General features: G+C 72.3%; 26 protein-coding genes. 16 read left to right on the forward strand and 10 right to left on the reverse strand.

Translation table 11 applies throughout. The features are described 5' to 3' along the window. Positions 1–4 precede the first annotated feature (4 nt). The 6 genes from ABZ919_RS30920 (at position 5) to ABZ919_RS30945 (ending at position 7448) form a co-directional block, all read left to right on the forward strand. Positions 5–1885 carry a lasso peptide isopeptide bond-forming cyclase gene (locus ABZ919_RS30920; RefSeq protein WP_361254049.1) on the forward strand — a complete coding sequence of 627 codons (1881 nt, stop codon included), beginning with the start codon at positions 5–7 and terminating at the stop codon, positions 1883–1885. 23 nt (positions 1886–1908) lie between these two features. After that, on the forward strand, positions 1909–2163 hold the full coding sequence (locus ABZ919_RS30925) for a lasso peptide biosynthesis PqqD family chaperone (protein WP_361254051.1): 255 nt from the start codon (positions 1909–1911) through the stop codon (positions 2161–2163). Beyond that, the gene (locus ABZ919_RS30930) at positions 2160–2585 is read left to right on the forward strand and encodes a lasso peptide biosynthesis B2 protein (protein ID WP_361254053.1); all 426 of its coding nucleotides are present in this window, start codon (positions 2160–2162) and stop codon (positions 2583–2585) included. The genes ABZ919_RS30925 and ABZ919_RS30930 overlap by 4 nt, the downstream gene beginning before the upstream one ends. Beyond that, positions 2582–4405, forward strand: coding sequence for an ABC transporter ATP-binding protein (locus tag ABZ919_RS30935; protein ID WP_361254055.1), 1824 nt, complete (start codon positions 2582–2584; stop codon positions 4403–4405). The genes ABZ919_RS30930 and ABZ919_RS30935 overlap by 4 nt, the downstream gene beginning before the upstream one ends. Before the next feature lie 122 nt (positions 4406–4527). After that, positions 4528–6657 (forward strand): UvrD-helicase domain-containing protein, encoded by a 2130-nt coding sequence (locus ABZ919_RS30940; RefSeq protein WP_361254057.1) that lies wholly within the window; start codon positions 4528–4530, stop codon positions 6655–6657. Positions 6658–6770: 113 nt separating this feature from the next. Next, positions 6771–7448 (forward strand): hypothetical protein, encoded by a 678-nt coding sequence (locus ABZ919_RS30945; protein ID WP_361254059.1) that lies wholly within the window; start codon positions 6771–6773, stop codon positions 7446–7448. Positions 7449–7545: 97 nt separating this feature from the next. Here ABZ919_RS30945 and ABZ919_RS30950 read toward each other — a convergent pair whose 3' ends face one another. Further along, positions 7546–8238 (reverse strand): copper homeostasis protein CutC, encoded by a 693-nt coding sequence (locus ABZ919_RS30950; RefSeq protein WP_361254061.1) that lies wholly within the window; start codon positions 8236–8238, stop codon positions 7546–7548. Between the two features lie 102 nt (positions 8239–8340). Beyond that, on the reverse strand, positions 8341–9009 hold the full coding sequence (locus tag ABZ919_RS30955; RefSeq protein WP_361254063.1) for a maleylpyruvate isomerase family mycothiol-dependent enzyme: 669 nt from the start codon (positions 9007–9009) through the stop codon (positions 8341–8343). Positions 9010–9056: 47 nt separating this feature from the next. On the opposite strand from ABZ919_RS30955, the gene ABZ919_RS30960 reads away from it, so the two are divergent. Together ABZ919_RS30960 and ABZ919_RS30965 are read left to right on the forward strand one after the other, a co-directional pair. Then, positions 9057–9701, forward strand: coding sequence for a hypothetical protein (locus ABZ919_RS30960; protein ID WP_361254065.1), 645 nt, complete (start codon positions 9057–9059; stop codon positions 9699–9701). Positions 9702–9728: 27 nt separating this feature from the next. After that, a complete protein-coding gene (locus tag ABZ919_RS30965) occupies positions 9729–10799 on the forward strand; it encodes a GNAT family N-acetyltransferase (RefSeq protein ID WP_361254067.1) in 1071 nt (356 codons plus the stop codon). Here ABZ919_RS30965 and ABZ919_RS30970 read toward each other — a convergent pair. Both ABZ919_RS30970 and ABZ919_RS30975 read right to left on the reverse strand, forming a co-directional pair. After that, entirely contained in the window at positions 10781–11059 is a 279-nt protein-coding gene (locus tag ABZ919_RS30970; protein WP_361254069.1) for a DUF4031 domain-containing protein, read from the reverse strand. The genes ABZ919_RS30965 and ABZ919_RS30970 overlap by 19 nt on opposite strands. Further along, entirely contained in the window at positions 11056–11439 is a 384-nt protein-coding gene (locus tag ABZ919_RS30975; protein WP_361254071.1) for a hypothetical protein, read from the reverse strand. Before ABZ919_RS30975 ends, ABZ919_RS30970 begins: the two co-directional genes overlap by 4 nt. 56 nt (positions 11440–11495) lie before the next feature. On the opposite strand from ABZ919_RS30975, the gene ABZ919_RS30980 reads away from it, so the two are divergent. The 5 genes from ABZ919_RS30980 to ABZ919_RS31000 all read left to right on the forward strand — a co-directional run bounded on the left by ABZ919_RS30980 (position 11496) and on the right by ABZ919_RS31000 (position 15898). Continuing rightward, entirely contained in the window at positions 11496–12401 is a 906-nt protein-coding gene (locus tag ABZ919_RS30980) for a MurR/RpiR family transcriptional regulator (protein ID WP_361254072.1), read from the forward strand. Positions 12402–12447: 46 nt separating this feature from the next. Then, a complete protein-coding gene (murQ, locus tag ABZ919_RS30985; protein WP_361254074.1) occupies positions 12448–13371 on the forward strand; it encodes an N-acetylmuramic acid 6-phosphate etherase in 924 nt (307 codons plus the stop codon). A gap of 16 nt (positions 13372–13387) precedes the next feature. Beyond that, positions 13388–14815 carry a PTS transporter subunit EIIC gene (locus ABZ919_RS30990; protein ID WP_361254076.1) on the forward strand — a complete coding sequence of 476 codons (1428 nt, stop codon included), beginning with the start codon at positions 13388–13390 and terminating at the stop codon, positions 14813–14815. A gap of 31 nt (positions 14816–14846) precedes the next feature. Then, positions 14847–15077 carry a hypothetical protein gene (locus ABZ919_RS30995; protein ID WP_361254078.1) on the forward strand — a complete coding sequence of 77 codons (231 nt, stop codon included), beginning with the start codon at positions 14847–14849 and terminating at the stop codon, positions 15075–15077. A gap of 251 nt (positions 15078–15328) precedes the next feature. Beyond that, on the forward strand, positions 15329–15898 hold the full coding sequence (locus tag ABZ919_RS31000; protein ID WP_361254080.1) for a hypothetical protein: 570 nt from the start codon (positions 15329–15331) through the stop codon (positions 15896–15898). 25 nt (positions 15899–15923) lie between these two features. Here the strand turns inward: ABZ919_RS31000 and ABZ919_RS31005 are convergent, their stop codons facing one another. After that, positions 15924–17051: an NADH:flavin oxidoreductase gene (locus tag ABZ919_RS31005; protein WP_361254082.1), complete on the reverse strand. Its 1128-nt coding sequence runs from the start codon at positions 17049–17051 to the stop codon at positions 15924–15926. A gap of 115 nt (positions 17052–17166) precedes the next feature. Continuing rightward, the gene (locus tag ABZ919_RS31010; RefSeq protein ID WP_361254084.1) at positions 17167–17412 is read right to left on the reverse strand and encodes a hypothetical protein; all 246 of its coding nucleotides are present in this window, start codon (positions 17410–17412) and stop codon (positions 17167–17169) included. 115 nt (positions 17413–17527) lie between these two features. Here ABZ919_RS31010 and ABZ919_RS31015 point away from each other — a divergent pair, with 115 nt between their 5' ends. From ABZ919_RS31015 to ABZ919_RS31025, 3 genes are all read left to right on the forward strand, one after another. Beyond that, positions 17528–18367: a helix-turn-helix transcriptional regulator gene (locus ABZ919_RS31015; RefSeq protein WP_361254086.1), complete on the forward strand. Its 840-nt coding sequence runs from the start codon at positions 17528–17530 to the stop codon at positions 18365–18367. Then, positions 18351–18545, forward strand: coding sequence for a DUF397 domain-containing protein (locus tag ABZ919_RS31020; protein WP_361254087.1), 195 nt, complete (start codon positions 18351–18353; stop codon positions 18543–18545). The genes ABZ919_RS31015 and ABZ919_RS31020 overlap by 17 nt, the downstream gene beginning before the upstream one ends. 245 nt (positions 18546–18790) lie before the next feature. Then, on the forward strand, positions 18791–19615 hold the full coding sequence (locus tag ABZ919_RS31025; protein ID WP_361254146.1) for a hypothetical protein: 825 nt from the start codon (positions 18791–18793) through the stop codon (positions 19613–19615). 397 nt (positions 19616–20012) lie between these two features. Here the strand turns inward: ABZ919_RS31025 and groL are convergent, their stop codons facing one another. From groL to thrC, 4 genes are all read right to left on the reverse strand, one after another. Next, positions 20013–21635, reverse strand: a complete 1623-nt coding sequence (groL, locus tag ABZ919_RS31030; protein WP_228624502.1) for a chaperonin GroEL — start codon at positions 21633–21635, stop codon at positions 20013–20015. A gap of 327 nt (positions 21636–21962) precedes the next feature. Continuing rightward, a complete protein-coding gene (locus ABZ919_RS31035) occupies positions 21963–22169 on the reverse strand; it encodes a cold-shock protein (RefSeq protein ID WP_019057200.1) in 207 nt (68 codons plus the stop codon). Between the two features lie 446 nt (positions 22170–22615). Further along, complete coding sequence (locus ABZ919_RS31040; protein WP_361254088.1) at positions 22616–22891, reverse strand: MoaD/ThiS family protein; 276 nt, start codon at positions 22889–22891, stop codon at positions 22616–22618. Beyond that, the gene (thrC, locus tag ABZ919_RS31045; RefSeq protein WP_361254090.1) at positions 22888–24171 is read right to left on the reverse strand and encodes a threonine synthase; all 1284 of its coding nucleotides are present in this window, start codon (positions 24169–24171) and stop codon (positions 22888–22890) included. The genes ABZ919_RS31040 and thrC overlap by 4 nt, the downstream gene beginning before the upstream one ends. Positions 24172–24179 lie beyond the last annotated feature (8 nt).

Consider the following 24179-nt stretch of genomic DNA (forward strand, 5'->3'; position numbering starts at 1 on the left):
CGTCATGACTGATCTGCACGCAAGTGCGGGGACGGGCCACGGCGACGCGCACTTCGCGGTCTTCGCCGACCGCGCGGACGCCGCCACCGTGGCCCGCTCCTTCGCCCGTCCCGGCACCCGCAGCCTCGATCACGCCTCGGGCCGGCCCTGGCTCGTGGGCCACTGGCACGACCAGGAGATCGTCAGCGCCCGTGTCGGCCCCGCCGCCCTCGCCCTCGTCGGCTGCGTCCCCGTCGACCGCACGGAACTGGAACGGGTCGCCGGCTCCCTGCGCGACCTCGCCGCACTGGACGCGTGGGCGCGTTCGCTGCCCGGCAGCTGCCACCTCGTCGCCGACCTCGACGGACGGATCCGGGTGCAGGGCACGGCCTCCGGTCTCCGTCTGGTCTTCCACGCCTCGGTGCACGGCATCCGGGTGGCCGCGACGCGCGCGGACGTCCTGGCCGCCGCGCTCGGTGCCGAACCGGCGCCGGACCGCCTGGCCGTACGGCTGCTGTGGCCCGTTCCGCACCCCCTGCTCGACGAACCGCTGTGGCCCCAGATCACCGCCGTCGCCCCGCACGAGGCGCTGGTCCTCGCCCCGGACGGACGCGGTGCACGCCACACCCGGTGGTGGACACCCCCGGAGCCGGTCGTCCCGCTGCGCACGGGCGCCCCCCGGGTCCGCGAGGCCCTCACCGAGGCCGTCCGCGTCCGCACCCGGCACGGCGGGACGGTCAGCTGCGACCTGTCCGGCGGCCTCGACTCCACCTCCGTCTGTTTCCTCGCCGACCGCTCACCGGCCCGCGTCGTCGCCTCCACCTGGCCCGGACGCGACCCCGCCGACACCGATCTGCACTGGGCGAAGCGGGCCGCCGCCGCCCTGCCGGACGTCGAGCACGTCATCTGGGACGCCGAGGCCTCACCCCTCGTCTACGACGGACTGCTCGACATCGACGACGTCCTGGACGAACCCACCATCGGCGTCATGGACCGCGCGCGGGTCCTGCACCACCTGCCCGCCATGGCCGAGCGGGGCAGCCGGGTGCATCTGACCGGCATCGGCGGCGACCACATCGCCTGGTGCTCCGAGGCGTACTACCACCGGCTGGCGCGACGCCGCCCGCTGTTCGCGCTGCGGCAACTGCGCGGCTTCAAGGCATTGTGGCAGTGGCCGCTCGGACCCCTGCTGGGCGCCCTGGCCGACTCCCGGCCCTACGGCACCTGGCTGGCGGACGCGGAACACCGGCTGCGCGACCCGCTGGCACCGACGGTCGCCACCAGCCTCGGCTGGGGCATGAGTCCGCGCCTGTTCGAGTGGGTGACCCCTCAGGCGGAGGACCTGGCCCGCACGGCGCTGCGCTCGGCCGCCCGGCGGACCCAGCCCCTGGACCCCGACCGCGGACTCCACGCCGACCTGGAACAGATCCGCAACTGCACCCGCATCATCCGGCAGTGGGACCACATGGCGGCCCGCTGCGGGCTGCCCATGGCCTCACCGTTCCTCGACGACCGGGTCATCGAGGCCGCCCTCGCCGTCCGTCCCGACGAACGTGTCTCGCCCTGGCGGTACAAGCCGCTCCTGACCACGGCCATGCGCGGCATCGTGCCCGAAGACTGCCTGCGGCGCGCCGACAAGGCCAGCGCCGCGATGGACGCCGCCGACGGGCTGCGCGAGCACCGGGGCGGGCTCAGGGCGCTGTGGGAGGACTCTCGGCTGGAACGACTGGGGCTGGTGCACGGTGACGTGCTGCGCCGCCTGGCGGAACGCCCCGCCACCCGGCAGCTGCGGGAGGCCGTCCTGTACTCGACCATCGCGGTCGAGGTGTGGCTGCGCGCGCTCGGCCGTACGCGGCACGAGGCCGCACGTGACCGGGTGAGGCCGGACGAGCAGGCGAACACGTGAAGCAGAGCGAAAGGAAAGCCGTCATGCCCTTGCGGTTCGGTGCCGACATCTGCACCGCGAAGACCGACTACGGCACCGTCCTCCTCGACCAGCGCTCCGGCGAGTACTGGGAGCTGAACCCGACCGCGACCCTGGTCGTCGACACGCTCATGGCGGGCGGTGACGAAGTGGCCGCGACGGCGGCGGTCACGGAGGCGTTCGACATCGACCACGACCGCGCACGCGCCGACGTCATCGCCCTGGTGGAGCAGCTGCGCGCCGGCGGGCTGGCCGAATGACCACGCCCAGCGCCCTGGAGCGACCGTACGGGGTTCCGTTCGGCCGGCGGCTCGCCGCCCGTGTGGTCCTGGGACCGGCCGTCGTCCTCTCGCTGCTGTCGCCACGCCACATCCGCGCGGTCCTCGGCCTGCTGCGCCGCGGCGCCACACCCGCGACCGCGGCACAGGCCCTGCACGCCCGCGACGCCGTGTGCGCGGTGAGCCTGCGCTGCGCCGGGCCCAAGGGCTGCCTGCCCCGCTCCCTCGGGGCCGCCCTGCTGTGCCGTCTCGGCGGCACCTGGCCGACCTGGTGCACGGGCGTCCGCGTCGTACCACCGTTCACCGCGCACGCCTGGATCGAGGCCGAGGGGCGGCCGGTGGGCGAGGAGGCCCCCGACGGCTACTTCGCCCGCCTGATGGCCGTCGGCCCGGTGCCCCGATGACGACGAGCGACACACCCGCGGGGACCGGCGAGCGCACCGGGGAAGACACCGACCGGTCCACGCGTGCCGCGATCCTCGCCGTCCACCGGCTCACCGCCCGCCACCGCCGCGCGATCGTCCTGGCCACCACGCTGGCCCTCGTCGCGTCCGCACTGGGCCTCGCACAGCCGTTGCTGGCCAGGCGGGTGGTGGACGCGAGCAGCGGGCAGCAGTCCCTCTGGCCACCGCTGCTGCTGCTCGCCGCCCTGTTCGCAGCCGAGGCCGCCACCGGCTCCGCCGGCCGGTTCCTGCTGGAGCGGATGGGCGAAGGCGTCGTGCGGCAGGTGCGCCACACCCTGGTGGGGCGGCTGCTGCGCCTGGAGATGCGGGAGTACGACCGGCAGCGCCGCGGTGACCTGATCGCACGGGTGACCGCCGACACCGCCCTGCTGCGCGAGGTGGTCGCCCAGGCGCTGGTCGACCTGGTCACCGGCACCATGGTCGCCGTCGGCGCGCTGGGCCTGATGGCGTGGCTCGACCCGTTGCTGCTGGTGCTCGTCACGGCGACCGTCGCGACCGCGGCGGCCGTGGTCTCCCTGCTGCTCCGGGGCATCCGCACCGCCTCGGAGCACTTGCAGTCGTCCGTCGGTGCCCTCGCCGCCGACCTCGAACGCGCGCTGGGCGCGCTGGCCATGGTCCGCGTGTACCGCGCCGAGCGGCGCGAGGCAGCCCGCATCGGCGCCCGCGTCGACGAGGCCTGCGCCGCCGGGGTGCGGGCCGCGAAGTACGCCGCGGTGATGAGTTCGGCCGTCGAACTCGCCGTCCAGGGCTCCTTCCTCCTGGTCCTCGTCGTCGGCGGCCTTCGCGCACACGGCCACGGTCGCTCCGTGGGCGACCTGGTCGCGTTCCTGCTGTACGCCTCCTACCTCGTCGTCCCTCTGTCCTCGGTGTTCCGCGCGGTCGGTCTGATCCAGCGGGGCATGGGCGCCCACCTGCGCATCGAACAGACTCTGGACCTGCCCGTCGAGCCCACCGGCCCGGCGGACCCGCCTGCCCCGCGGGCACGGATGCACGTACCGGCCCTCGCGCTGGAGGACGTCCACTTCGCCTACCGGCCCGGGCGGCCGGTGCTGCGCGGCGTCTCCTTCACCGTGCCGCAGCGCCGGCAGGTCGCTCTCGTCGGACTCTCCGGGGCGGGCAAGAGTACGGTGTTCGCGCTGATCGCCCGGTTCTACGAACCCGACGCGGGCCGGCTTCGCTTCCACGGGCGCCCCGCCGCGGAACTCGGCCGGGCCGCGAGCCGGGCCGGACTCGCGATCGTGGACCAGAGCAGCCATGTCGTGCGCGGCACGCTCCACGACAACATCGTCTACGGCTGTCCGCACGCCACGGAGGACGAGGTACGCCGGGCCCTCACGCTGGCCCGCCTCGATCAGGTGGCCGAGCGGCTGCCCGGCGGTCTGCACGGCACGGTCGGCGAACACGGCGCCACCCTGTCGGGCGGCGAGCGCCAGCGCGTCGCCCTGGCCCGCGCCCTGCTCACCCGCCCGACGCTCCTGCTCCTCGACGAACCCACCTCCCACCTCGACGCCCTCAACGAGGCCGCGCTCACCGCAGCTCTGAAGGACATCGCCCGGGAGTGCGCGGTCCTCGTCATCGCGCACCGGCTCTCCACCGTTCAGCATGCGGACCGGATCGTCGTGCTGGACGAGGGCCGCGTCACCGCGTGCGGGCCTCATGAGGAACTGCTCACCACCAGTCCCGTGTACCGGCGGCTGGCCGCGGCCCAGACGGTCCGGCCGGCTGATGCGTCCATGAGGAACGGATGCATCCGTGATTAATTCGTTGGCAAGTCCCTGAGAGCCTCATCTAAAATCTCCGCTTCTGCCCGCCTCCCCACGGAGCGCCGCCGCCCGGTCGGCAACCGGACGGCCCCCAGGCATGCGTCAGCCATGCGCCAGTCATGCGAGAGCAGATCCGGAGGCACCCCTTGTCCGCGCCCGCCCACGAACCCCTCGACGACCCCCTCGCCCGAGAGCGCTCCCACCTCGCCGCCTCCCGCGCCGCGCTGCGCGCCATGCGCGAGGACGTCGAATCGCTGGACATCCGGGACGTCACCGCGAACTGGGTCAACGCCGAAGTGCTGTCCCGCCAGATCGACGAGCGGATCAAGGCGCTCGCCGACCTCAGCGACACCCCGCTGTTCTTCGGCCGGCTGGACTATCAGCACGCGCCGGGGGCCGCGCGGGCCGAGGGTGCGCCGAAAGGTGCGGCGCGAAGCGCCTCCGGTGAGGGCGGTGGTGGGCGACGGGAGGGAGAGCGGTTCTACATCGGGCGGCGGCACGTCCACGACGCCGACGGCGATCCCATGGTCATCGACTGGCGCGCCCCGGTCTCGCAGCCGTTCTACCGGGCGTCCAAGAAGGACCCGATGGACATCGGGCTGCGCCGCCGCTTCGGCTACACCGGCGGCGACCTGACCGCGTACGAGGACGAGCACCTCTCCGACCCCGCCGAGGCCGCCGCCACCAGCAAGCTGCTGCAGCAGGAGATCGAGCGGCCCCGCGTGGGTCCCATGCGGGACATCGTCGCCACCATCCAGCCCGAGCAGGACGAGATCGTCCGCTCCGGGCTGTCCGGGACGGTCTGCGTCCAGGGCGGCCCCGGCACCGGCAAGACCGCCGTCGGCCTGCACCGGGTCGCCTACCTCCTCTACGCCCACCGGGAACGGCTCGCCCGCACCGGCACCCTGGTGATCGGGCCGAACCGGTCCTTCCTGCACTACATCGAACAGGTCCTGCCCGCACTGGGCGAGTTGACGGTCCAGCAGGCCACCGTGGACGACCTGGTCGCGCATGTGGAGGTGCGCGGCACGGACGACGCGGCCGCGGCCGTGGTCAAGGGCGACGCCCGGATGGCCGAGGTGCTGCGCCGGGCGCTGTACTCCCACGTCACCATGCCCACGGAACCGGTCGTGGTGGTGCGCGGCTCGCGGCGCTGGCGGATTCCGGCGTACGAGCTGGCCGACATCGTCGGCGAGCTGCTGGCGCGGGAGATCCGGTACGGCGCCGCACGCGAGGCCCTGCCGCAGCGGATCGCGCACGCGGTGCTGGTGCAGATGGAGCGGTCCGGGGAGGCGCCGGACGACCGGGTGCAGGACGCGGTCGCCCGCAACAGCGCGGTGAAGGCGGCCGTGAAGGAGATCTGGCCGGCCGTGGACCCGGCGAAGCTGGTGCTGCGGCTGCTGACGGACGCCGACTTCCTCGCCGAGCACGCCGAGGGGATCCTCGACGAGGACGAGCGGAAGACGATCCTGTGGGCCAGGCCGGTGCGCAGTGCGAAGGCGGCGAAGTGGTCGGCGGCGGACGCGGTGCTGATCGACGAGGCGACCGATCTGGTCCGGCGCACGCACTCGCTGGGCCATGTCGTGCTCGACGAGGCGCAGGACCTCTCGCCCATGCAGTACCGGGCCGTCGGTCGCCGCTGCACCACCGGCAGCGCGACCGTGCTCGGCGACCTGGCGCAGGGCACGACGCCCTGGGCGACCCGCAGCTGGGACGAGGCGCTGGCCCACCTCGGCAAACACGACGGCGTGATCGAGGAGCTCACGGCGGGATTCCGCGTCCCCACGGACGTCATCACCTACGCCTCCCGCCTGCTTCCGCACATCGCCCCCGGTCTGGCCCCGGTGGCCTCCGTCCGTGAGAACCCCGGCTTCTTCGAGGTCCGCGCGATCGCGGAGACGTCCGACGTCGTCGCCGCCTGCGCGGAGTTGCTGCGCAACGAGGGCTCGACCGGTCTGATCGCCGCCGACGCCCGCGTCCCGGCACTGGCCGAAGCACTGGCGGCGGCGGGGATCACCTGTCTCGCCCCCGGCGAGGAGACCACCCAGGACACCCGCCTCACCCTGGTCCCGGCGTCGCTCGCCAAGGGCCTGGAGTACGACTACGTGGTCCTGGACGAGCCACAGGCGGTGGTGGACGGCGAACCGGACGAACGGACGGGGCTGCGGCGGCTGTACGTGGCGCTGACGCGTGCGGTGTCGGGGTTGGTCGTGACGCACTCGGCCCCGGTACCGGCGCAGCTGGCCTGACGGCCTAAGGTGTCGTGCCGTTCGGTCATGTCCCCGTCGAAAGGCCTCCGTTGAGCACTCCGCCGCCTCCGCACGCGTACCCGCAGAACCCGGGGCCGCACCAGCAGACCCCGATGGGACACCAGCAGGCCCCTGCGGGCTACGCGCAGGCTCCCGGGCCGTATCAGCAGGCCCCTGCGGGTCACCCGCAGCCGACCGGGCCGTACCCGCAGGCCCCGGGCGGCTACGGGCAGGCTCCGTACCCGCAGGCCCCCGGCGCCCCCGGGCAGGCTCCGTACCCGCAGGCACCGGGCGCCCCCGGGCAGGCTCCGTACCCGCAGGCACCGGGCGGCTACGCACAGGCGGGGTACCAGCAGGCCGGGTACCAGCAGGCCCCCGGCGTCCACGCGGCCGCTCCCGGCGTCGGGTGCGAGGTGTGCGGCGCGGCGCCCGCGGCGCAGGTGACGGTCCGCGGCCACCAGGGCATGCTGATCATCATGCGGCAGCTGCGGCGGCGCGGCACCTTCTGCCACACCTGCGGTCTCGCCGTCTTCCGGAAGATGCAGTCGGACACCCTGGCTCAGGGGTGGTGGGGCCCCATGTCGATGTTCATCACGCCCGTCACGCTGCTGATCAACCTCTTCGCCCTGTCCAGGATCCGCAAGCTCCCCGCACCGGTCGCCGCCCAGGGCCCCGGTCTGGACCCGGGCCGCCCGGTGTTCGGACGCCCGATGGGCATGGTAGGCCTCGTCCCGCTCGCCGGATTCGCCTCGCTGGTGGTCCTCGTGCTCATCGGGATGGCCGCCGGGTAACGACACCGACGGCACCGCAGCTCCCCGAGGGGCCCGGGGAACCGCGCGACCGGCCACGACGGCGCCGCACCGGCGTACGGCCCGTGGGCCCGCCGCGCTACCCCGCGTCCAGTGCCGTCCGCCACTCCCGCACGGCTCCCTCGGAAACCGCCCCCGCCCAGCCCGCGGGGCGGGCCGCACCACCGATGTGGAAGGCGTCGATGCCGGCGGTCCGCAGCCGCGGGACATGGTCCAGGCGCAGGCCGCCGCCGACCAGCACCTGCTGCCCGTACCCCGGCTCCCCGTTGCGTCCCGCCTCCGCGATCAGTGTCGGCAGCCCGTCGTCCACCCCGCCGGCGGCGCCCGCGGTGAGGAAGGTGTCGAGGCCGGGCAGGTCGGCGAGCTGCTTGCGGAGGGCGTCGCGGTCGGCGGCGCGGTCGATCGCCCGGTGGAAGGTCCAGGCGCAGCCGTCCAGCGCGTCGACCACCCGCTCCACCGCCGACAGGTCCGCCCCGCCGTCCGTGTCGAGGAACCCGAGGACGAACTGGTCGGCGCCCGCCTCCCGCAGCTCTGCGGCCACCCCCACGAGCCGCGGGACGTCACCGGCGGCGAACCCGTCCGCGAGGCGGAGCATGACGCGCAGGTCGATGTCGACGGCGGCACGGATCCGGGCGACGGTGGCGGGCGCGGGGCTGAGCCCGTCGGCCGCCATGTCGGTGACCAGCTCCAGGCGGTCCGCGCCTCCGGCCTGGGCGGCGACCGCGTCCTCTACGTCGAGCGCGATCACCTCCAGGACTGCACGCTTGCTCATGGCACCCCATTCCTCGGCGTTCTTCGGGCACGGGTCGGCCCGTACGGCCGCCCGGTACAGGTCTAGTCCAATTCCAAGACTACGCCTGTGCCGGAGCGGCCTTCACCCGAAGATGTTGAGTTCCCCCTCCCGCGCGCCGGCCAGCTCGTACCCGCCTTCGTTCACCGGCCGCCCCGCGTACAGCCGTACGAGGGTGGGCGCGTCGCCGATGTAGCGCGCGGGCGGGCCCGCCGCCACCGCCGCCCCGAGCCGCAGCGGCTCGTCCACGTCGTCGAGGTCGGCGTGCAGGGACAGGTGCTCCTTCTCCCTGGTGATCCGGACCAGCAGCGTCAGCGCGTCCGGCAGCCCGGCTCCCGCGTACGCCCCCGGTGCGCCGAAGGCCTCCCGTACGTCCCCGGCGTGCACCCACTCACCGAGCGCGATCATGTCGAGCACCCCGCCGGCCCTGGCGATCACCGGGCCCGCTTCGGTCATCCCGCGCTCCAGCTCGTCCAGGACCTGCGCGTTCGACCACTCGGCCCGCTCCGCGACGTCCCGGTCGTTGGACTCGGGCGAGAACACGCCCTTCTCGAACCGGCTCTCCACCACCCGCATCAGCGCGGCCGAGCAGTGCGCCAGCACGTCGCGCACCGACCACCCCGGACACGCCACGGCCGGCAGCGCGAAGTCCGCGTCCGGCCTCGACCGCAGCAGCGGTATCAGGGCGTCCCGCTCGACGGCGAGCAGCCGGCCGGGGAGTTCGGGGTCTCGTACTTCCTGTACGTCAGTCATGGGCGCCACGCTAGGTGCATCGGGTCGCCCGGCGTGAGAATGACGGCATGGCCGATCTCGACGACCTGCGTTCCCGCTGGGTGCGTGCCCTGCTCGCGACACGGCAGGACTCCTGCCACCCCGACCCGTACCGGTACGCCGATGCCCTGCTGCGCCGCTGGCAGGAGCCACAGCGCCGGTACCACACCGTCGAGCATCTGGCAGCGGTCCTCGACCGCATCGACGCGCTCGAGACGTACGCGGACGACCCGGATGTCGTACGTCTGGCAGCCTGGTTCCACGACGCCGTCTATCTGCCCGAGCGGTCGACGAACGAGGAGCGGTCCGCCCGCCTGGCCGAACGCGCGCTCCCGGAGGCCGGGGTCGCGCAGGACACGACGGCCGAGGTGGCCCGGCTGGTCCGGCTCACCGTCACGCACGACCCGGCCGACGACGACCGCGACGGCCAGGTGCTGTGCGACGCGGATCTCGCGATCCTGGCCGCGGCCCCGTCGGCGTACGCCGCCTACACCGCCGAGGTCCGCGAGGAGTACCACTTCGTGCCGAACGACGCCTTCCGGGAGGGGCGTTCGGCGGTTCTGCGCCAACTCCTGGAACTCCCACGGCTGTTCCGCACACCGTACGGCCGCGAGCACTGGGAGACCACCGCCCGCTACAACCTCGCCTCCGAGCTGGAAATGCTGTCGACCTGAGGGCGCCGGCCGCCTAGGGTTCGCCTCATGCGAGCCATAAACGGGGACGATGTCACCGCGGCCGTGGCAGGCTGCACGGCGGCACTGCGCACGGCCGTCGACCGGGACTGGAGGGCCGTACGGGCCGGGGGGCTGGAGTGGGACTGCCACACCACCGCCGTCCACGTCGCCGACGACCTCGTCGCCTACGCCGCCAACCTGGCCGGACGGGCGCAGGACGCCTACCTCCCGTTCGAACTCACCCTCGACGAGGGCACCGGCAACGCGGGCCTGCTGCACGTCGTCGAGACGACCGGTGCCCTGCTCGCCGCAGCCGTACGCACCGCACCGCCCGGCGTCCGCGGCTTCCACCCCTACCCCTTCCGCAGCGCCGACGCCGAGGGCTTCGCCGCGATGGGCATCGCCGAGGTGCTGCTGCACACCCATGACATGGCCGAGGGGCTGGGGATCGCCTACGAGCCTCCGGCCGAGCTCGTCGAGTCGCTCCTGGCCTGCCTCTTCCCGCACGTCCAGCCCGGCCCGGCCCCGTGGCCGACCCTGCTGTGGGCCACCGGCCGCGGGACGCTGCCCGGCCGCGCCCCGGTCACCGAATGGCGCTGGTACAACAACCTCGTCATCCCCGCCGAGCGCCTCACCCTGACCGGTGTCCGCCCGACGGCCGCCCACGATCTGCGCCTGGGCGGCGACGGCGGCTTCACCTGGCTCGACGGTGGTCCGTACGAGGGCACCAGGGAGGCCGCCTCCTTCCTGATGAAGGCGTACGAAACCGGCGTCCACCGGCCGGAGTTCGGGGTCTTCGTGCTCGTACGGCACGAGGACGGCCGCGCGATCGGCGGCATGGGCTTCCACAGCGTCCCGGACGAGGACGGCCGGGTGGAGATCGGCTACGACCTCGTCGAGGGCGCCCGCGGCCAGGGGTACGCCACCGAGGCCCTGCGCGCGCTGGCGAAGTGGGCGCTGGCCAGGGAAGACGTCAGCTCCCTGTTCGCGACCGTCGAGCGGGACAACACCGCCTCGCAGGCGGTGGTCACCCGGGCCGGGTTCGTCCCGGCGGGCGGTGAGGACGACGCGGAGCTGGCCTACGAGCTGCGTCGCTGACCGAGCCCCTTGGGTCTGCGCAGCCCCGATTCCCGCAGCAGCCGCACCACTTCGCGGCTGCTGGTCTCCACCGCTCCGGCGGCCACCGCGTCCGCGTACCGGTGCGACGGAAGATCGTAGTGGTCCCGCTCGAAGGCGCGCCGCGGAACGCCCAGCGTCGCGGCGAACGCGTGGAGTTCGTCGTACGACACGTCGCTGACCAGGTGCGACCACATGCGTCCGTGTCCGGGCCAGGCGGGCGGGTCGATGTACAGCGTCACGACGAGGGCAGTCCGCCGGTGGCCGAGCCCAGCGAACCCACGGCCGCGACCTTCACGCCCGCCTTGTGGCACACCCAGTGCGGGTCGGGGCCCAGTTCGGGTTCGACGTCCAGCGCGTGCGGGTCACCGGTGCCGCACACCGGGCACAGCGGCCACCGGCCGTACCGGTCCAGCAGCGCGTCCTGTACGTCCTGGGCGACCAGCCCGGCCACATAGGTGACGCCGTCCGGCCACTGCTCGACCCACCAGCGCCGCTCCGCGACGGAGTCCTCGACCAGCGAGACCACGTCCGCCTCCGCGACATCGCCGGCGACCAGGTCGGCGAGCACGAGCGCTCGGGCGGCATGCAGGACCTGCTCAAGGGGACTGATGGGCTCCATACAACCCATTGTGCGCACTCTTGACCGCGGGGCCGAACCGAAAATATCTTTCATTCGTGACCCAGGACGTGAAGGAAATTTTCGGAACTCCGGGCGGCTCCCTCGCCGCAAAGGTGCGCACCCTCGCCCCCTCCATGACCCGGTCCATGCAGCGGGTCGCCGAGGCGGTCGCGAGCGACCCGGCCGGCTGCGCCGCCCTGACGGTCACCGGCCTCGCCGAGCTCACCGGCACCAGCGAGGCCACGGTCGTGCGCACCGCGCGGCTCCTCGGCTATCCCGGCTACCGCGATCTGCGTCTGGCCCTCGCCGGGCTCGCCGCGCAGCAGCAGTCGGGCCGCGCGCCCGCGATCACGACCGACATCGCGGTGGACGACCCGATCGCCGACGTCGTCGCCAAACTCGCCTACGAGGAACAGCAGACCCTCGCCGACACGGCCGCCGGACTCGACACCGTCCAGCTCGGCGCGGCCGTGGGCGCCCTGGCCGGCGCGCGGCGTACGGACGTGTACGGCATAGGGGCGTCCGGGCTGGTCGCCCAGGACCTCACGCAGAAGCTGCTCCGCATAGGCCTCATAGCCCACGCCCACAGCGATCCGCACCTCGCGGTGACCAACGCGGTGCAGCTCCGCTCGGGCGACGTGGCGATCGCGATCACCCACTCCGGCTCGACGGGGGACGTCATCGAGCCGCTGCGGGTCGCGTTCGAGCGCGGGGCCACCACGGTGGCCATCACCGGCCGGCCGGACTCGCCGGTCACCCAGTACGCCGACCACGTACTGACCACGTCCACCTCACGGGAGAGCGAGCTGCGGCCGGCCGCGATGTCCTCGCGTACCAGTCAACTGCTCGTGGTGGACTGTTTGTTCGTGGGAGTGGCCCAGCGGACGTACGAGACGGCGGCGCCCGCACTGGCCGCGTCGTACGAGGCGCTGGCTCATCGGCATCGCACCAGCCCCAGGTGAGCAACAACACGCGAACAGGCACCCGAACCTGAGAGAGCCGCTCCCCATGACCTCCCATGACCTGCGCCGTCAGCTGGCCTCCCTGACCACCGAGGCCTTCCGTCCCGAGCTCGCCGACATCGACCGCCTGCCCACCCTCGACATCGCCCGCCTCATGAACGGCGAGGACGCCGGGGTGCCCGCTGCCGTCGCCACCCAGTTGCCCCGGATCGCCGCCGCCATCGACGCCATCGCCGAGCGCATGACGCGTGGCGGCCGGCTCATCTACGCGGGTGCCGGGACGGCCGGCCGGCTCGGTGTCCTGGACGCCTCGGAGTGCCCGCCCACCTTCAACACCGACCGCGCGCAGGTGGTCGGCCTGATCGCGGGCGGGCCGGAGGCGATGGTGACCTCCGTCGAGGGCGCGGAGGACTCCGCAGAGCTCGCCCGCCGGGACCTGGACGCGCTGCGGCTCGCCCCCGACGACACGGTGGTGGGCGTCTCCGCCTCCGGCCGCACCCCCTACGCGATCGGCGCCGTGGAGCACGCCCGCGCGCTGGGCGCGCTGACCGTCGGCGTGGCCTGCAACGAGCACAGCGCGCTCGCGGCCGCCGCCGAGCACGGCATCGAGGTGGTCGTGGGGCCGGAGCTGATCACGGGGTCCACCCGGCTGAAGGCGGGCACGGCCCAGAAGCTGGTCCTGAACATGCTTTCGACCATCACGATGATCCGGCTCGGCAAGACCTACGGGAACCTGATGGTCGACGTCCGGGCGTCGAACGACAAGCTACGGGCCCGTTCCCGCCGGATCGTCTCCCTGGCCACGGGCGCTTCGGACGAGGAGATCGAGAAGGCCCTCATCGAGTCCGGCGGCGAGGTGAAGAACGCGATCCTCACCCTCCTCGCCGATGTCGACGGCCCGACGGCCGCCCGCCTTCTGGAGGAGTCCGGCGGCCATCTGCGTGCCGCGCTGGCGCACGCGGCCCGCTGACCCGCACGCTCGGGGCGTGCGCAACGACCCCGTCTCCACCGCGACCGCCGTCCTCACCCTGGTCGGCGGCCCGGCCAACGTCACCTCCGTGACCCACTGCGTGACCCGCCTCCGGGTGGTCCTCGCCGACCCGGCGGCGGCGGACGAGGAGGGGCTGCGGGCGCTGCCGGGTGTGCTCGGGGTGGTGTCCGACGGGCCCGCCTGGCAGATCGTGCTGGGGCCCGGAGTGGTCGACGAGGTCACGGCCGCGGTGGAGGCGGACGTGGCGGCGGCCGCGGGGGCGGCGCGGGTCCGCACCACCGCCCGGCCGGAGCCGGCCGGCGCGCCTTCGGGGGAGCCCGGTGCCCGGTCCGCGGGCCCGGTCACCGCCTTCAGGACCGCCCTGCGCCGGATCGCGGGCGTCTTCGTCCCGCTCATCCCCGCCCTGATCGGCTGCGGCGTCCTGGCCGGGCTCAACGGCGTGCTGCTGAACACCGGTCGGCTGCCCGCGCTGACCCCGGCCCTGTCCGCGATCGCCTCCGCCTTCCTGGCGCTGATCGCGGTGTTCGTCGGGTACAACACGGCACGCGAGTTCGGCGGCACACCCGTGCTGGGTGGTGCGGTAGCGGCCGTGGTCGTGTATCCGGGCGTGGCGAAGGTGACGGTGTTCGGCACACACCTGGCGCCCGGACAGGGCGGGGTGCTCGGCGCGCTCGCGGCGGCGTGGCTCGCGACCCGGGTGGAGAAGTGGGTCCGGGGCCGGGTGCCGGGCGCGCTGGACGTGCTCCTCACCCCGACGGTCACCGTCCTCGTCTCGGGTCTGGTGACGCTGTACGGCCTGATGTACACCGCCGGCGCGGTGGCGACGGCGATCGGCACGGCGGCGAACTGGCTGCTGGCCACCGCCGGAGCCGTGGCCGGACTGGTCCTCGGCGGGCTGTTCCTGCCGCTGGTCATGCTGGGCCTGCACCAGGCCCTCATCCCGATCCACACCACCCTCATCGAGCAGCAGGGCTACACCGTTCTGCTCCCCCTGCTGGCCATGGCGGGTGCGGGCCAGGTCGGCGCGGCGCTCGCGGTCTACGTCCGCCTGCGCCACGACGCCTCCCACGTTCCGCTGCGCACGACGATCCGTTCGGCGCTCCCGGCCGGGCTGCTGGGCGTCGGTGAACCGCTGATCTACGGCGTCTCCCTCCCCCTCGGCCGGCCGTTCCTGACGGCCTGCGCGGGCGGGGCGGCGGGCGGGGCGTTCGTCGGCTTCTTCGCGACGCTCGGCACCCGGGTGGGGGCGACGGCGATCGGGCCTTCGGGCTGGGCGCTGTTCCCGCTGCTGACGGGGAACAGGGGCGCGGGGGTGGCGGCAGCGATCTACGGGGGCGGTCTGCTCACCGGCTACCTCGTCGGCTTCCTGGCGACCTACCTCTTCGGCTTTCCCCGCCGTCCCCGGGTGGGCGCACCCGCGTGACGTACCGCCCGGACCGGTCGTTCCCCCGGTCATGATGAAGAAGCTCCTGGTCACCGCCGCCCTCACGGCCTCCGCCGCGGCGCTGGCCGCCCCAGCCCACGCCGACGGCCGCGGCTTTGACGACGCCGCCGTGAGGTGCGCCGAGAACCTCGCCGTACTGCCCGCGCTTGCTCCCGTCTCCCCCCTGTCGACGGCCGCCGGCACCCTCGCCGCCGCACCCGCCTGCGGGGCGGAGAGCGCCCTCGACCGCCTCCGCGGCTGACGGCCGCCCTCCGGTCCCTCAGCGGTCCGACGGGCCGCAGGGGGTACGCCAGACGAGGGTGAGCCAAGGATGATGGTGGGCGTTGTGGTCCCCGGGATGAGCGGCGCCGAAGCGTCGAAGGGCGTCGATCACTGGGCTCGTCATCCCGCTGAGCCCGCGGCTGTCCCGGCTGACACGTGCCTTCGGGGCCCGTGGCCTCCGAGGGCGGTCGGCATGTGTCCCCGCCGCCCCCGGGGCGCTACCGTCGCACCATGAACCACGCCCAGATCGCCGCCCTCGGCCGGGCGCTGCGGCTGCTCGGGGAGCACGGGGAGGTGCTGACCGCCGACACCCCGGACGCCCGGCTGCACGAGGTGAAGGCCGATCTACGGCGCGCCCTCGACCTGCTGGACGAGACGGTCGGCACGAACGCGCCCACCACCCGCTGCGCCGAGCACCCGAACGGACCGGTCGACGAGAGCGCCCCGGACCGCTGCCTGCTGTGCGAGACCCGGCGCCGGGCCGCCCGGCGGTCCGAATACCAGGGCAGACCCCCGGCCACCGAGGCCCCGGACCGGGCCCCCTCCCGCTACGGCGTGCGCGGCGACCGGCCCCAGCCCCAGCAACGCTGGCTGCCCGAGGCGTGGAACGGGCAGGAGTGGCAGCTGTGCGGCACGCCCCGGCGGGACCGGCGCGAGGCGGAGGCGTACCTCGCCGCCCAGCGGCGCGGATCCCGGCCGGCGATGGCGTACCGGCTCGTGCACGAGTTCACCGACTACGAGGTGCTGCGGGTGTGGGGGACACCGGTGCGCGTGGACATCGAGCCGCTGGGCAACCTGTAGTCCCCCCTCTTCCCCGCTCGCGGGGTCAGCTGAGCGTCTTCAGCGCGGCCGCGTCGTACGGCTTCAGCTGGTCGAAACGGTCGGCGAGCACCTTGGCGGCCCACTCGGGGTCCTGGAGCAGCGCGCGGCCGACGGCGACCATGTCGAACTCCTCGGCCTCCAGGCGGTCGAGGAGGTTGTCGATGGCCTTGACCGGGGAGCCCTCGCCCTGGAAGGCGCCGACGAAGTCGCCGTCGAGGCCGACCGAGCCGACGGTGATGACCTGCTTGCCCGTGAGCTTCTTCGTCCAGCCGGCCAGGTTCAGGTCCGAGCCGTCGAACTCCGGCAGCCAGTAGCGGCGGGTGGAGGCGTGGAAGACGTCGACGCCGGCCGCGGCGAGCGGGGTGAGGATGGCTTCCAGCTCCTCCGGGGTCTCGGCGAGCCGGGCGGTGTAGTCCTGCTGCTTCCACTGCGAGTAGCGGAAGATCACCGGGAACTCGGCGGACACCCGCTCGCGGACCGCGGCGACGATCTCCGCGGCGAACTTCGTGCGGGCCACCGGGTCGCCGCCGTACGCGTCCGTGCGGGTGTTGGTGCCCGCCCACAGGAACTGGTCGACGAGGTAGCCGTGGGCGCCGTGGATCTCCACGCCGTCGAAGCCGATGCGCTCGGCGTCCGCGGCGGCCTGCGCGAACGCGGCGACGACGTCGTCCAGGTCCTTCTGGGTCATGGCCTTGCCGGTGGGCTCGGCGCCCGCGGTGACCAGGCCGGAGGGGCCGACGGCGGGCGCGTCCGGGAAGGGGTTCTGACCCTGCTCGCGGACCATGCCGATGTGCCACAGCTGGGGCACGATGGTGCCGCCCGCCGCGTGCACGTCCTCGGCGACCTTCGCCCATCCCGCAAGCTGCTCCTCGCCGTGGAACCGGGGCACGCGCGAGCTGTTGCCGGCCGACTCGTGGCCCACATAGGTGCCCTCGGTGACGATCAGTCCGACACCGGCGGCGGCGCGGCGGGCGTAATACGAGCGCACGTCCTCGCCGGGGACGCCGCCCGGGGAGAACATCCGGGTCATCGGCGCCATCACTATCCGGTTCGGGACGGTGAGGCCGTTGAGCGCGATCGGGCGGGACAGGACCTGGGCCGCGCGGGAGGCGGCAGCGGGCGTGACGGTCACGTGGGGGGCTCCTCGTGAGTGGCGATGTTAACCGGTCGGTATGTGAGCACGCATTGTTGCAGCTCCTTAAGTAACCGCCTATGCGCTGCCCCACATTCCGCCTCCGGAAAGTCCTTCACGTGACGCCGCTCACGCTCTCCCGGTTCAGTCGCCGCACCCGCTCCCGCAGCACCTCGTCCGGCGGCGCCGGCTCGACCGATCCGGGCGGACAGTCCCACTCCCGCCCTCCCCCGATGGGGCGCAGCTGCACCCGGCCGCCCACCTGCCCCATCACCTCACCGAGCCGTCCGCTGCGCGTATCGACGGCGTACTCGGGCGTACGGGCGGGTCGTTCGCCCGCGGCCGTTTCCTTCGCCTCCATTGCTCCAATCCCTCCACGCAGAGTGTTCCCGTTCACCACACAGCGTGGCCGTCGGCGCCCTAGCCTGGCCAGATACGGCGTCCCAACAAGCCCATCTGTGTGACAGGGAGTTGCCATGGCCGGACCGAAGGACCTCGACCCGTCGTCGTCGCCCCGCGCCCTGCTGGGTGCCGAGTTACGGCACGCCCGGGAGCGGACGGGGCTGAGCCAGGAGCAACTGGGCCAGCGGCTGTTCGTGAGCGGGTCGTTCATCGGGCAGCTGGAGGCGGGGACGCGGCGGATGCAGCCGGAGTATGCGCGGATGCTGGATGAAGTGCTGGAGACGGACGGCTTCTTCCGCCGGAACTGCGGGGCGGCGGCCAAGTCGAAGTTCGAGGAGCACTTCGAGATGGTGGCGGAGGCCGAGGCTCATGCAACGGCGATCAGGCAGTACACGCCACTTCTCATCCCAGGGCTGCTGCAGACGCCCGCGTACGCCCGGGCCGTGAACCGTGCCTACGATCCGACGGCGCCGGATGAGACCATCGAAGAGTGGGTGGAAGGCAGGATGGATCGGATCCGTCTGCTGGATCACCCAACAAAGCCCTTGTTGTGGACGGTGCTTGACGAGGCGGCGTTGCGCCGGGAGACCGGCGGCCGGGCGGTGATGGCTGAGGCCCTGCACCGCGTCGCCGATCTGTCCCGCCGCAGTCGGGTCATCGTGCAGGTGCTGCCGTTCGGCGCCGGTGCGCACACGGCGATGCAGGGGGCGCTGAAGCTGATGGAATTCGCAGACGCCCCTCCCCTGGTCTACTTCGAGGGAGTGCGCAACGGGCGTCTGGAGGACGACCCGCCCACCGTCGCCCAACTGAGGTTCGTGTTCGACCTCCTCGTGGCATCCGCACTCTCGCAAGAGAAGTCCCTGGCCCTGATCGAGGCGTTGGCGCAGGATTACGCACATGAGGAACACCCCTGACCTGAGCACGGCCACCTGGCGCAAGTCGAGCTACAGCCAAGGCGGCAACGACTGCCTGGAAGTCACCCACGACTTCCCCACCCTCGCTCCCGTCCGGGACTCGAAGAACCCCGACGGCCCGAAGCTCATCTTCCGGCCGGAGGCCTGGTCGGCGTTCGTCGCGAACCTCAAGCCTTGAGCCCCGAGCCCTCTTTGCACGGAATGGGTGGGGTCTCAACCCGCCCACCCACCCCGCCAGTTGACGCCCCGCACTCAACTTGCCACGCATGGTGACGATCCTCTAGCGTCCCCGCATAACGAACAGCCCCCGCCAGGTGCGCCAACACCTGCGGGGGCTTGACCGACGAGATCGAAAAGGGCGATCCCGTGGCTGAAGCCAAGTTTAGTCCTGCCCTCCCGCCCGCGCACGCCTCCTTTCACCCGATGGCCAACCCGGGCTACGGCAAGCGCTCCGCTCCGGACCAACACCGCCGCACCAAGCATGACTTCGGGCACCTCCCGCCCCGTGAAGCCGCCATCGCCGCGTACGTCGACCGCCTCCCCGACGGCGCCGACATCTCCGTGAAAACGCTGGCCAAGCAGCTCCCCTACGGCCAGTGCGCACTGCGTACGGCCCTCAACCGCATCCAGGCGGCGGGGCACTTGCGGCGAGGGAGGGAGCGGCTGGAGACGGAAGACGGGGGCTCGCGCTGGATCACCCGATCGTGGTGGTCCCGAACCGCACGCGACGACGCCTGGTGGGCGGCGTTCACGCGCGGCGCCGTACCGGAGAACCCGCACCCGCCCGAACGGCCCGGCCCCACCCGCTCCCGCGCCCACATCCTCCTCGCGGCCCTCGGCCGAACGGCTCCCGTCCTGTCCCTCTCCGCCGCCGACTGCGCCGCGCTCGCCCCGCTCCTGACGGAGTGGTTCGCACGGGGGGCCACCGACGAGGCCGTTCTCCGCGCGCTGACGGAGGGACTGCCGACGCCGGTCCACCACCCGGCCGCCTTGGTCCGCCGCCGCCTCATCGACAAACTCCCATCCGAACCGGTCCCCCGCCCGGCGCCCCGCCGAGTCCTGGAGTGCTCGGAATGCGGGGTGCCGGGGCGACCGGAGGCACTGCCGGGGGGCGTGTGCGCGGGATGCCGGGGCGGGCGGGCGCCGACGCGCTCCAACGCCCCCCTGCCCGCTTCAGCAGTCCAAGTCCACGCAGCCGAGATCCGCGCTGCGATGTCCCTCAAACGTCGAGAAAGAGCACCCGCATGACGGCCTCCACGGTCCGGCATGACCACTCAGGGGCACGATGGAGAGGAGGAGTGCGAGGAGCTGGCCGAGGCCGCGCCCGAAACCGTGCGGCTCGAGTACGTCAACGGAAAGGTAGTCGTAAAGGCCATGCCGGCCTCGCGCCCGAGCGAGGCGTCAGGGCCGAGGCCTACCGCAAAGGCCGTGCCATCACGGACGGCTTCCTCGCGCCGGAGTGCTCCACCCGCCCCTGGGGAGCGACCGTCGAGCTGCCGCCTCCGGTGGGCATCACCCTCGACACCGAAAAGCTGAAGGACTACGCCGACCGAGCCCGATGAAAACGCCCGAGGGCGGCACCCCCAGCCAGAAGCTGGACGTGCCGCCCTCGGTCCCAAGGACAGGCGATCAACCGTCAGGTCGATCAGAAGTCCATGTCACCGCCCGGCATGCCACCGCCGGCGGGCGCGGCGGCCTTCTCCGGCTTGTCGGCGATGACGGCCTCGGTGGTGAGGAACAGCGCGGCGATGGAGGCGGCGTTCTGCAGAGCGGAACGGGTCACCTTCGCCGGGTCGATGATGCCCTCGGCGACCAGGTCGACGTACTCGCCGGTCGCGGCATTCAGGCCGTGGCCCGGGGTCAGGTTGCGCACCTTCTCCACCACGACACCGCCCTCGAGGCCGGCGTTGACGGCGATCTGCTTCAGCGGGGCCTCGAGCGCGATGCGCACGGCGTTGGCGCCGGTCGCCTCGTCACCCTCGAGCTCCAGCTTCTCGAAGACCTGGGAGGCCTGCAGCAGGGCCACGCCACCACCGGCGACGATGCCCTCCTCGACGGCCGCCTTCGCGTTGCGGACGGCGTCCTCGATGCGGTGCTTGCGCTCCTTGAGCTCCACCTCGGTGGCGGCACCGGCCTTGATGACCGCGACACCGCCGGCGAGCTTCGCCAGGCGCTCCTGCAGCTTCTCGCGGTCGTAGTCCGAGTCGCTGTTCTCGATCTCGGCGCGGATCTGGTTCACGCGGCCGTTGACCTGCTCCGAGGAGCCGGCACCGTCGACGATGGTGGTCTCGTCCTTGGTGATGACGACCTTGCGGGCGCGGCCCAGGAGGTCCAGGGTCGCGTTCTCCAGCTTGAGGCCGACCTCCTCGGAGATGACCTCGCCGCCCGTGAGGATGGCGATGTCGCCGAGCATGGCCTTGCGGCGGTCACCGAAGCCCGGGGCCTTGACGGCGACGGACTTGAAGGTGCCGCGGATCTTGTTGACGACCAGGGTCGACAGGGCCTCGCCCTCGACGTCCTCGGCGATGATCAGCAGCGGCTTGCCCGACTGCATGACCTTCTCGAGGAGCGGGAGCAGGTCCTTGACCGAGGAGATCTTGGAGTTGGCGATGAGGATGTACGGGTCCTCGAGCGACGCCTCCATGCGCTCCATGTCGGTCGCGAAGTAGGCGGAGATGTAGCCCTTGTCGAAGCGCATGCCCTCGGTGAGCTCGAGCTCCAGACCGAAGGTGTTGCTCTCCTCGACGGTGATGACGCCTTCCTTGCCGACCTTGTCCATGGCCTCGGCGATGAGCTCGCCGATCTGGGTGTCGGCGGCGGAGATGGACGCGGTGGAGGCGATCTGCTCCTTGGTCTCGACGTCCTTCGCCTGCTCCAGCAGGGCGGCGGAGACGGCCTCGACGGCCTTCTCGATACCGCGCTTGAGGGCCATCGGGTTGGCCCCGGCGGCGACGTTGCGCAGGCCTTCCTTGACCAGGGCCTGGGCGAGCACGGTCGCGGTGGTCGTACCGTCACCGGCGACGTCGTCCGTCTTCTTGGCGACTTCCTTGACCAGCTCGGCGCCGATCTTCTCGTACGGGTCCTCGAGCTCGATCTCCTTGGCGATGGAGACGCCATCGTTGGTGATCGTGGGGGCGCCCCACTTCTTCTCGAGGACGACGTTGCGACCCTTGGGGCCGAGCGTCACCTTGACGGCGTCCGCGAGCTGGTTCATGCCGCGCTCGAGGCCGCGCCGCGCCTCCTCGTCGAACGCGATGATCTTGGCCATGTGAAGTGGTCCCTCCAGGACTGGGGGTGATTCCTTCGGACCGCGCCCGCGCCCGCGACGGACGGCTCGCCGGCCTGTGGTTCCTTGCCCCACGTGGCCTGCGGGCCTCACCGACCCGGTCCTTCTTTGTCACTCTCACCTTCAGAGTGCTAACGCCAATGATTAGCACTCGGCACCTCCGAGTGCAAGCGCCCCGGGGGTGCCGCAGGGCGCGCTCAGCCGCGCGCGAACAGGGGCGCGCCGGGCAGGACGAAGGGCCCGCACCCCGGGAGGTGCGGGCCCTTCGACGATGAAACAGAAGAACGTCGCTGTCAGTCGACGCGTGCTTCAGCTGGTCGCCAGCCGGACCATGTCCGCCTGCGGGCCCTTCTGGCCCTGCGAGATCTCGAAGTCGACCCGCTGCCCCTCTTCCAGGGTGCGGTATCCGTCCATCTGGATCGCGCTGTAGTGGACGAAAACATCCGCACCACCGTCGACCGCGATGAAGCCGTACCCCTTCTCCGCGTTGAACCACTTGACGGTGCCCTGAGCCATGCCTAACTCCCCTATTACTGGCCCTTGCACAGATCCACACTTCGCGGACCCGGGTCAGACCTCACCCCCCATCGACGGGGGCGTGCGCCGTAACGCGTCGACCGCGGCTGAATGTATCTGTCCAACTGCCGTCTGCAACAGGTCAATCGGACGAGAATTCTGGACGGGAACGGTCCGGAATGTAGCGAGAATTCATAGGAATTCGGGGCAAGTCGGGCCCCATAAAAGCCACAAATGCCGCATTCGACCCGGGCACTTTGGCTACTTCTTGTCGGGCCTGCGGCATGAATACAGGGCCCCCGACCGGTCCGACCGGGGACGCGTTCCCCAACTCTACCGTGCTCAATCACGCAGAATTGCCTCCTCCGCTTCTCTCACGGAGGAGGCAATTCAATGAACAATGAGTAACTGAAGTTACCCAAGGTAACGATCGACCGCCGTAACGATCAGCCGCCGGCGACCGCCGGAATGATGGAGACGCCGGCGCCGTCGGGGGTCGCCGTTTCCAGGCCCTGCTCGAAGCGGACGTCGTCGTCGTTGACGTAGACGTTCACGAAACGGCGCAGCTTGCCCTGGTCGTCCAGGACGCGGGCGGCGATGCCGGTGTGGTTCTTCTCCAGGTCCTCGATGACCTCGGCGAGGGTGCCGCCCTCGGCGGTCACCTCGGCCCGGCCCCCGGTGTAGGTGCGCAGGATGGTGGGGATGCGAACGGTCACGCTCATGCGAGGCCAGCCTCTCGGAAGGAGTCCAGGGTCGGGCGGATGGTGGCGGTGAGACCGGTGCCGGCCACCGCGTCGAGGGTCTTCAGGCCGTCGCCGGTGTTGAGGACCACCGTGGTCTTCGCCGGGTCCAGGACGCCGTCCTCGAGCAGCTTGCGGGTGACGCCGACGGTCACCCCGCCCGCCGTCTCCGCGAAGATGCCCTCGGTACGGGCCAGCAGCTTGATGGCGTCCACGACCTGCTCGTCCGTCACGTCCTCCACGGCACCGCCGGTGCGGCGCGCGATGTCCAGCACGTAGGGGCCGTCGGCCGGGTTGCCGATCGCCAGGGACTTGGCGATGGTGTTCGGCTTCTGCGGGCGGACCACGTCGTGCCCGGCCTTGAAGGCGGTGGACACCGGCGAGCAGCCCTCGGCCTGCGCGCCGAAGATCTTGTACGGCCTGTCCTCGACCAGACCCAGCTTGATCAGCTCCTGCAGACCCTTGTCGATCTTGGTGAGCTGGGAACCGGAGGCGATCGGGACCACGATCTGGTCGGGCAGCCGCCAGCCGAGCTGCTCGCAGATCTCGTACGCCAGGGTCTTGGACCCCTCCGCGTAGTACGGCCGCAGGTTGACGTTGACGAAGCCCCAGCCCTCGCCGGCCGGGTCGCCGATCAGCTCGGAGCAGAAGCGGTTCACGTCGTCGTAGTTGCCCTCGATGCCGACGAGCTCGCCGCCGTAGACCGCGGCCATGACGACCTTGCCCTGCTCCAGGTCGTGCGGGATGAACACGCAGGAGCGGAAGCCGGCGCGGGCCGCGGCGGCGCCGACGGCACCGGCGAGGTTGCCGGTGGAGGAGCAGGACAGGGTGGTGAAGCCGAAGGCGCGGGCGGCCTCCAGGGCCTGCGCGACCACGCGGTCCTTGAAGGAGTGCGTCGGGTTGCCGGAGTCGTCCTTGACGAACAGGCCGCCGGTGACGCCGAGTTCGGCGGCGAGGTTGTCCGCCTTGACGAGTTTGGTCCAGCCCGGGTTCAGGTTCGGCTTGTCGGCCACGTCGGCCGGGACGGGCAGCAGCGGCGCGTAGCGCCAGATGTTCGCGGGGCCGGCCTCGATGCGGCGGCGCAGTTCCTCGGTGTCGTGGGCGGAGAAGTCGTAGGCGATCTCCAGCGGGCCGAAACACTCCTCGCAGGCGAAGACCGGGCCGAGCGGGACGCGGTGACCGCACTCGCGACAGCTCAGGGCCGCGGCGGGACCGAGGTCGACGGTGGAACTGCTGGAGTTTGCAACTGTCTGCACAGCCATGGAGGCGA

Source organism: Streptomyces sp. NPDC046759, assembly GCF_040645475.1.
GTDB lineage: Bacteria > Actinomycetota > Actinomycetes > Streptomycetales > Streptomycetaceae > Streptomyces.

What these genes read in the sequence shown, in the direction of transcription:
- ABZ919_RS30920 (WP_361254049.1), top strand. Translation starts at nt 5, where the DNA reads ATGACTGATCTGCACGCAAGTGCGGGGACGGGCCACGGCGACGCGCAC.
- ABZ919_RS30925 (WP_361254051.1), top strand. Translation starts at nt 1,909, where the DNA reads ATGCCCTTGCGGTTCGGTGCCGACATCTGCACCGCGAAGACCGACTAC.
- ABZ919_RS30930 (WP_361254053.1), top strand. Translation starts at nt 2,160, where the DNA reads ATGACCACGCCCAGCGCCCTGGAGCGACCGTACGGGGTTCCGTTCGGC.
- ABZ919_RS30935 (WP_361254055.1), top strand. Translation starts at nt 2,582, where the DNA reads ATGACGACGAGCGACACACCCGCGGGGACCGGCGAGCGCACCGGGGAA.
- ABZ919_RS30940 (WP_361254057.1), top strand. Translation starts at nt 4,528, where the DNA reads ATGCGAGAGCAGATCCGGAGGCACCCCTTGTCCGCGCCCGCCCACGAA.
- ABZ919_RS30945 (WP_361254059.1), top strand. Translation starts at nt 6,771, where the DNA reads ATGGGACACCAGCAGGCCCCTGCGGGCTACGCGCAGGCTCCCGGGCCG.
- ABZ919_RS30950 (WP_361254061.1), bottom strand. Translation starts at nt 8,238, where the DNA reads ATGAGCAAGCGTGCAGTCCTGGAGGTGATCGCGCTCGACGTAGAGGAC.
- ABZ919_RS30955 (WP_361254063.1), bottom strand. Translation starts at nt 9,009, where the DNA reads ATGACTGACGTACAGGAAGTACGAGACCCCGAACTCCCCGGCCGGCTG.
- ABZ919_RS30960 (WP_361254065.1), top strand. Translation starts at nt 9,057, where the DNA reads ATGGCCGATCTCGACGACCTGCGTTCCCGCTGGGTGCGTGCCCTGCTC.
- ABZ919_RS30965 (WP_361254067.1), top strand. Translation starts at nt 9,729, where the DNA reads ATGCGAGCCATAAACGGGGACGATGTCACCGCGGCCGTGGCAGGCTGC.
- ABZ919_RS30975 (WP_361254071.1), bottom strand. Translation starts at nt 11,439, where the DNA reads ATGGAGCCCATCAGTCCCCTTGAGCAGGTCCTGCATGCCGCCCGAGCG.
- murQ (WP_361254074.1), top strand. Translation starts at nt 12,448, where the DNA reads ATGACCTCCCATGACCTGCGCCGTCAGCTGGCCTCCCTGACCACCGAG.
- ABZ919_RS30995 (WP_361254078.1), top strand. Translation starts at nt 14,847, where the DNA reads ATGATGAAGAAGCTCCTGGTCACCGCCGCCCTCACGGCCTCCGCCGCG.
- ABZ919_RS31000 (WP_361254080.1), top strand. Translation starts at nt 15,329, where the DNA reads ATGAACCACGCCCAGATCGCCGCCCTCGGCCGGGCGCTGCGGCTGCTC.
- ABZ919_RS31010 (WP_361254084.1), bottom strand. Translation starts at nt 17,412, where the DNA reads ATGGAGGCGAAGGAAACGGCCGCGGGCGAACGACCCGCCCGTACGCCC.
- ABZ919_RS31015 (WP_361254086.1), top strand. Translation starts at nt 17,528, where the DNA reads ATGGCCGGACCGAAGGACCTCGACCCGTCGTCGTCGCCCCGCGCCCTG.
- ABZ919_RS31020 (WP_361254087.1), top strand. Translation starts at nt 18,351, where the DNA reads ATGAGGAACACCCCTGACCTGAGCACGGCCACCTGGCGCAAGTCGAGC.
- ABZ919_RS31025 (WP_361254146.1), top strand. Translation starts at nt 18,791, where the DNA reads ATGGCCAACCCGGGCTACGGCAAGCGCTCCGCTCCGGACCAACACCGC.
- groL (WP_228624502.1), bottom strand. Translation starts at nt 21,635, where the DNA reads ATGGCCAAGATCATCGCGTTCGACGAGGAGGCGCGGCGCGGCCTCGAG.
- ABZ919_RS31035 (WP_019057200.1), bottom strand. Translation starts at nt 22,169, where the DNA reads ATGGCTCAGGGCACCGTCAAGTGGTTCAACGCGGAGAAGGGGTACGGC.
- ABZ919_RS31040 (WP_361254088.1), bottom strand. Translation starts at nt 22,891, where the DNA reads ATGAGCGTGACCGTTCGCATCCCCACCATCCTGCGCACCTACACCGGG.
- thrC (WP_361254090.1), bottom strand. Translation starts at nt 24,171, where the DNA reads ATGGCTGTGCAGACAGTTGCAAACTCCAGCAGTTCCACCGTCGACCTC.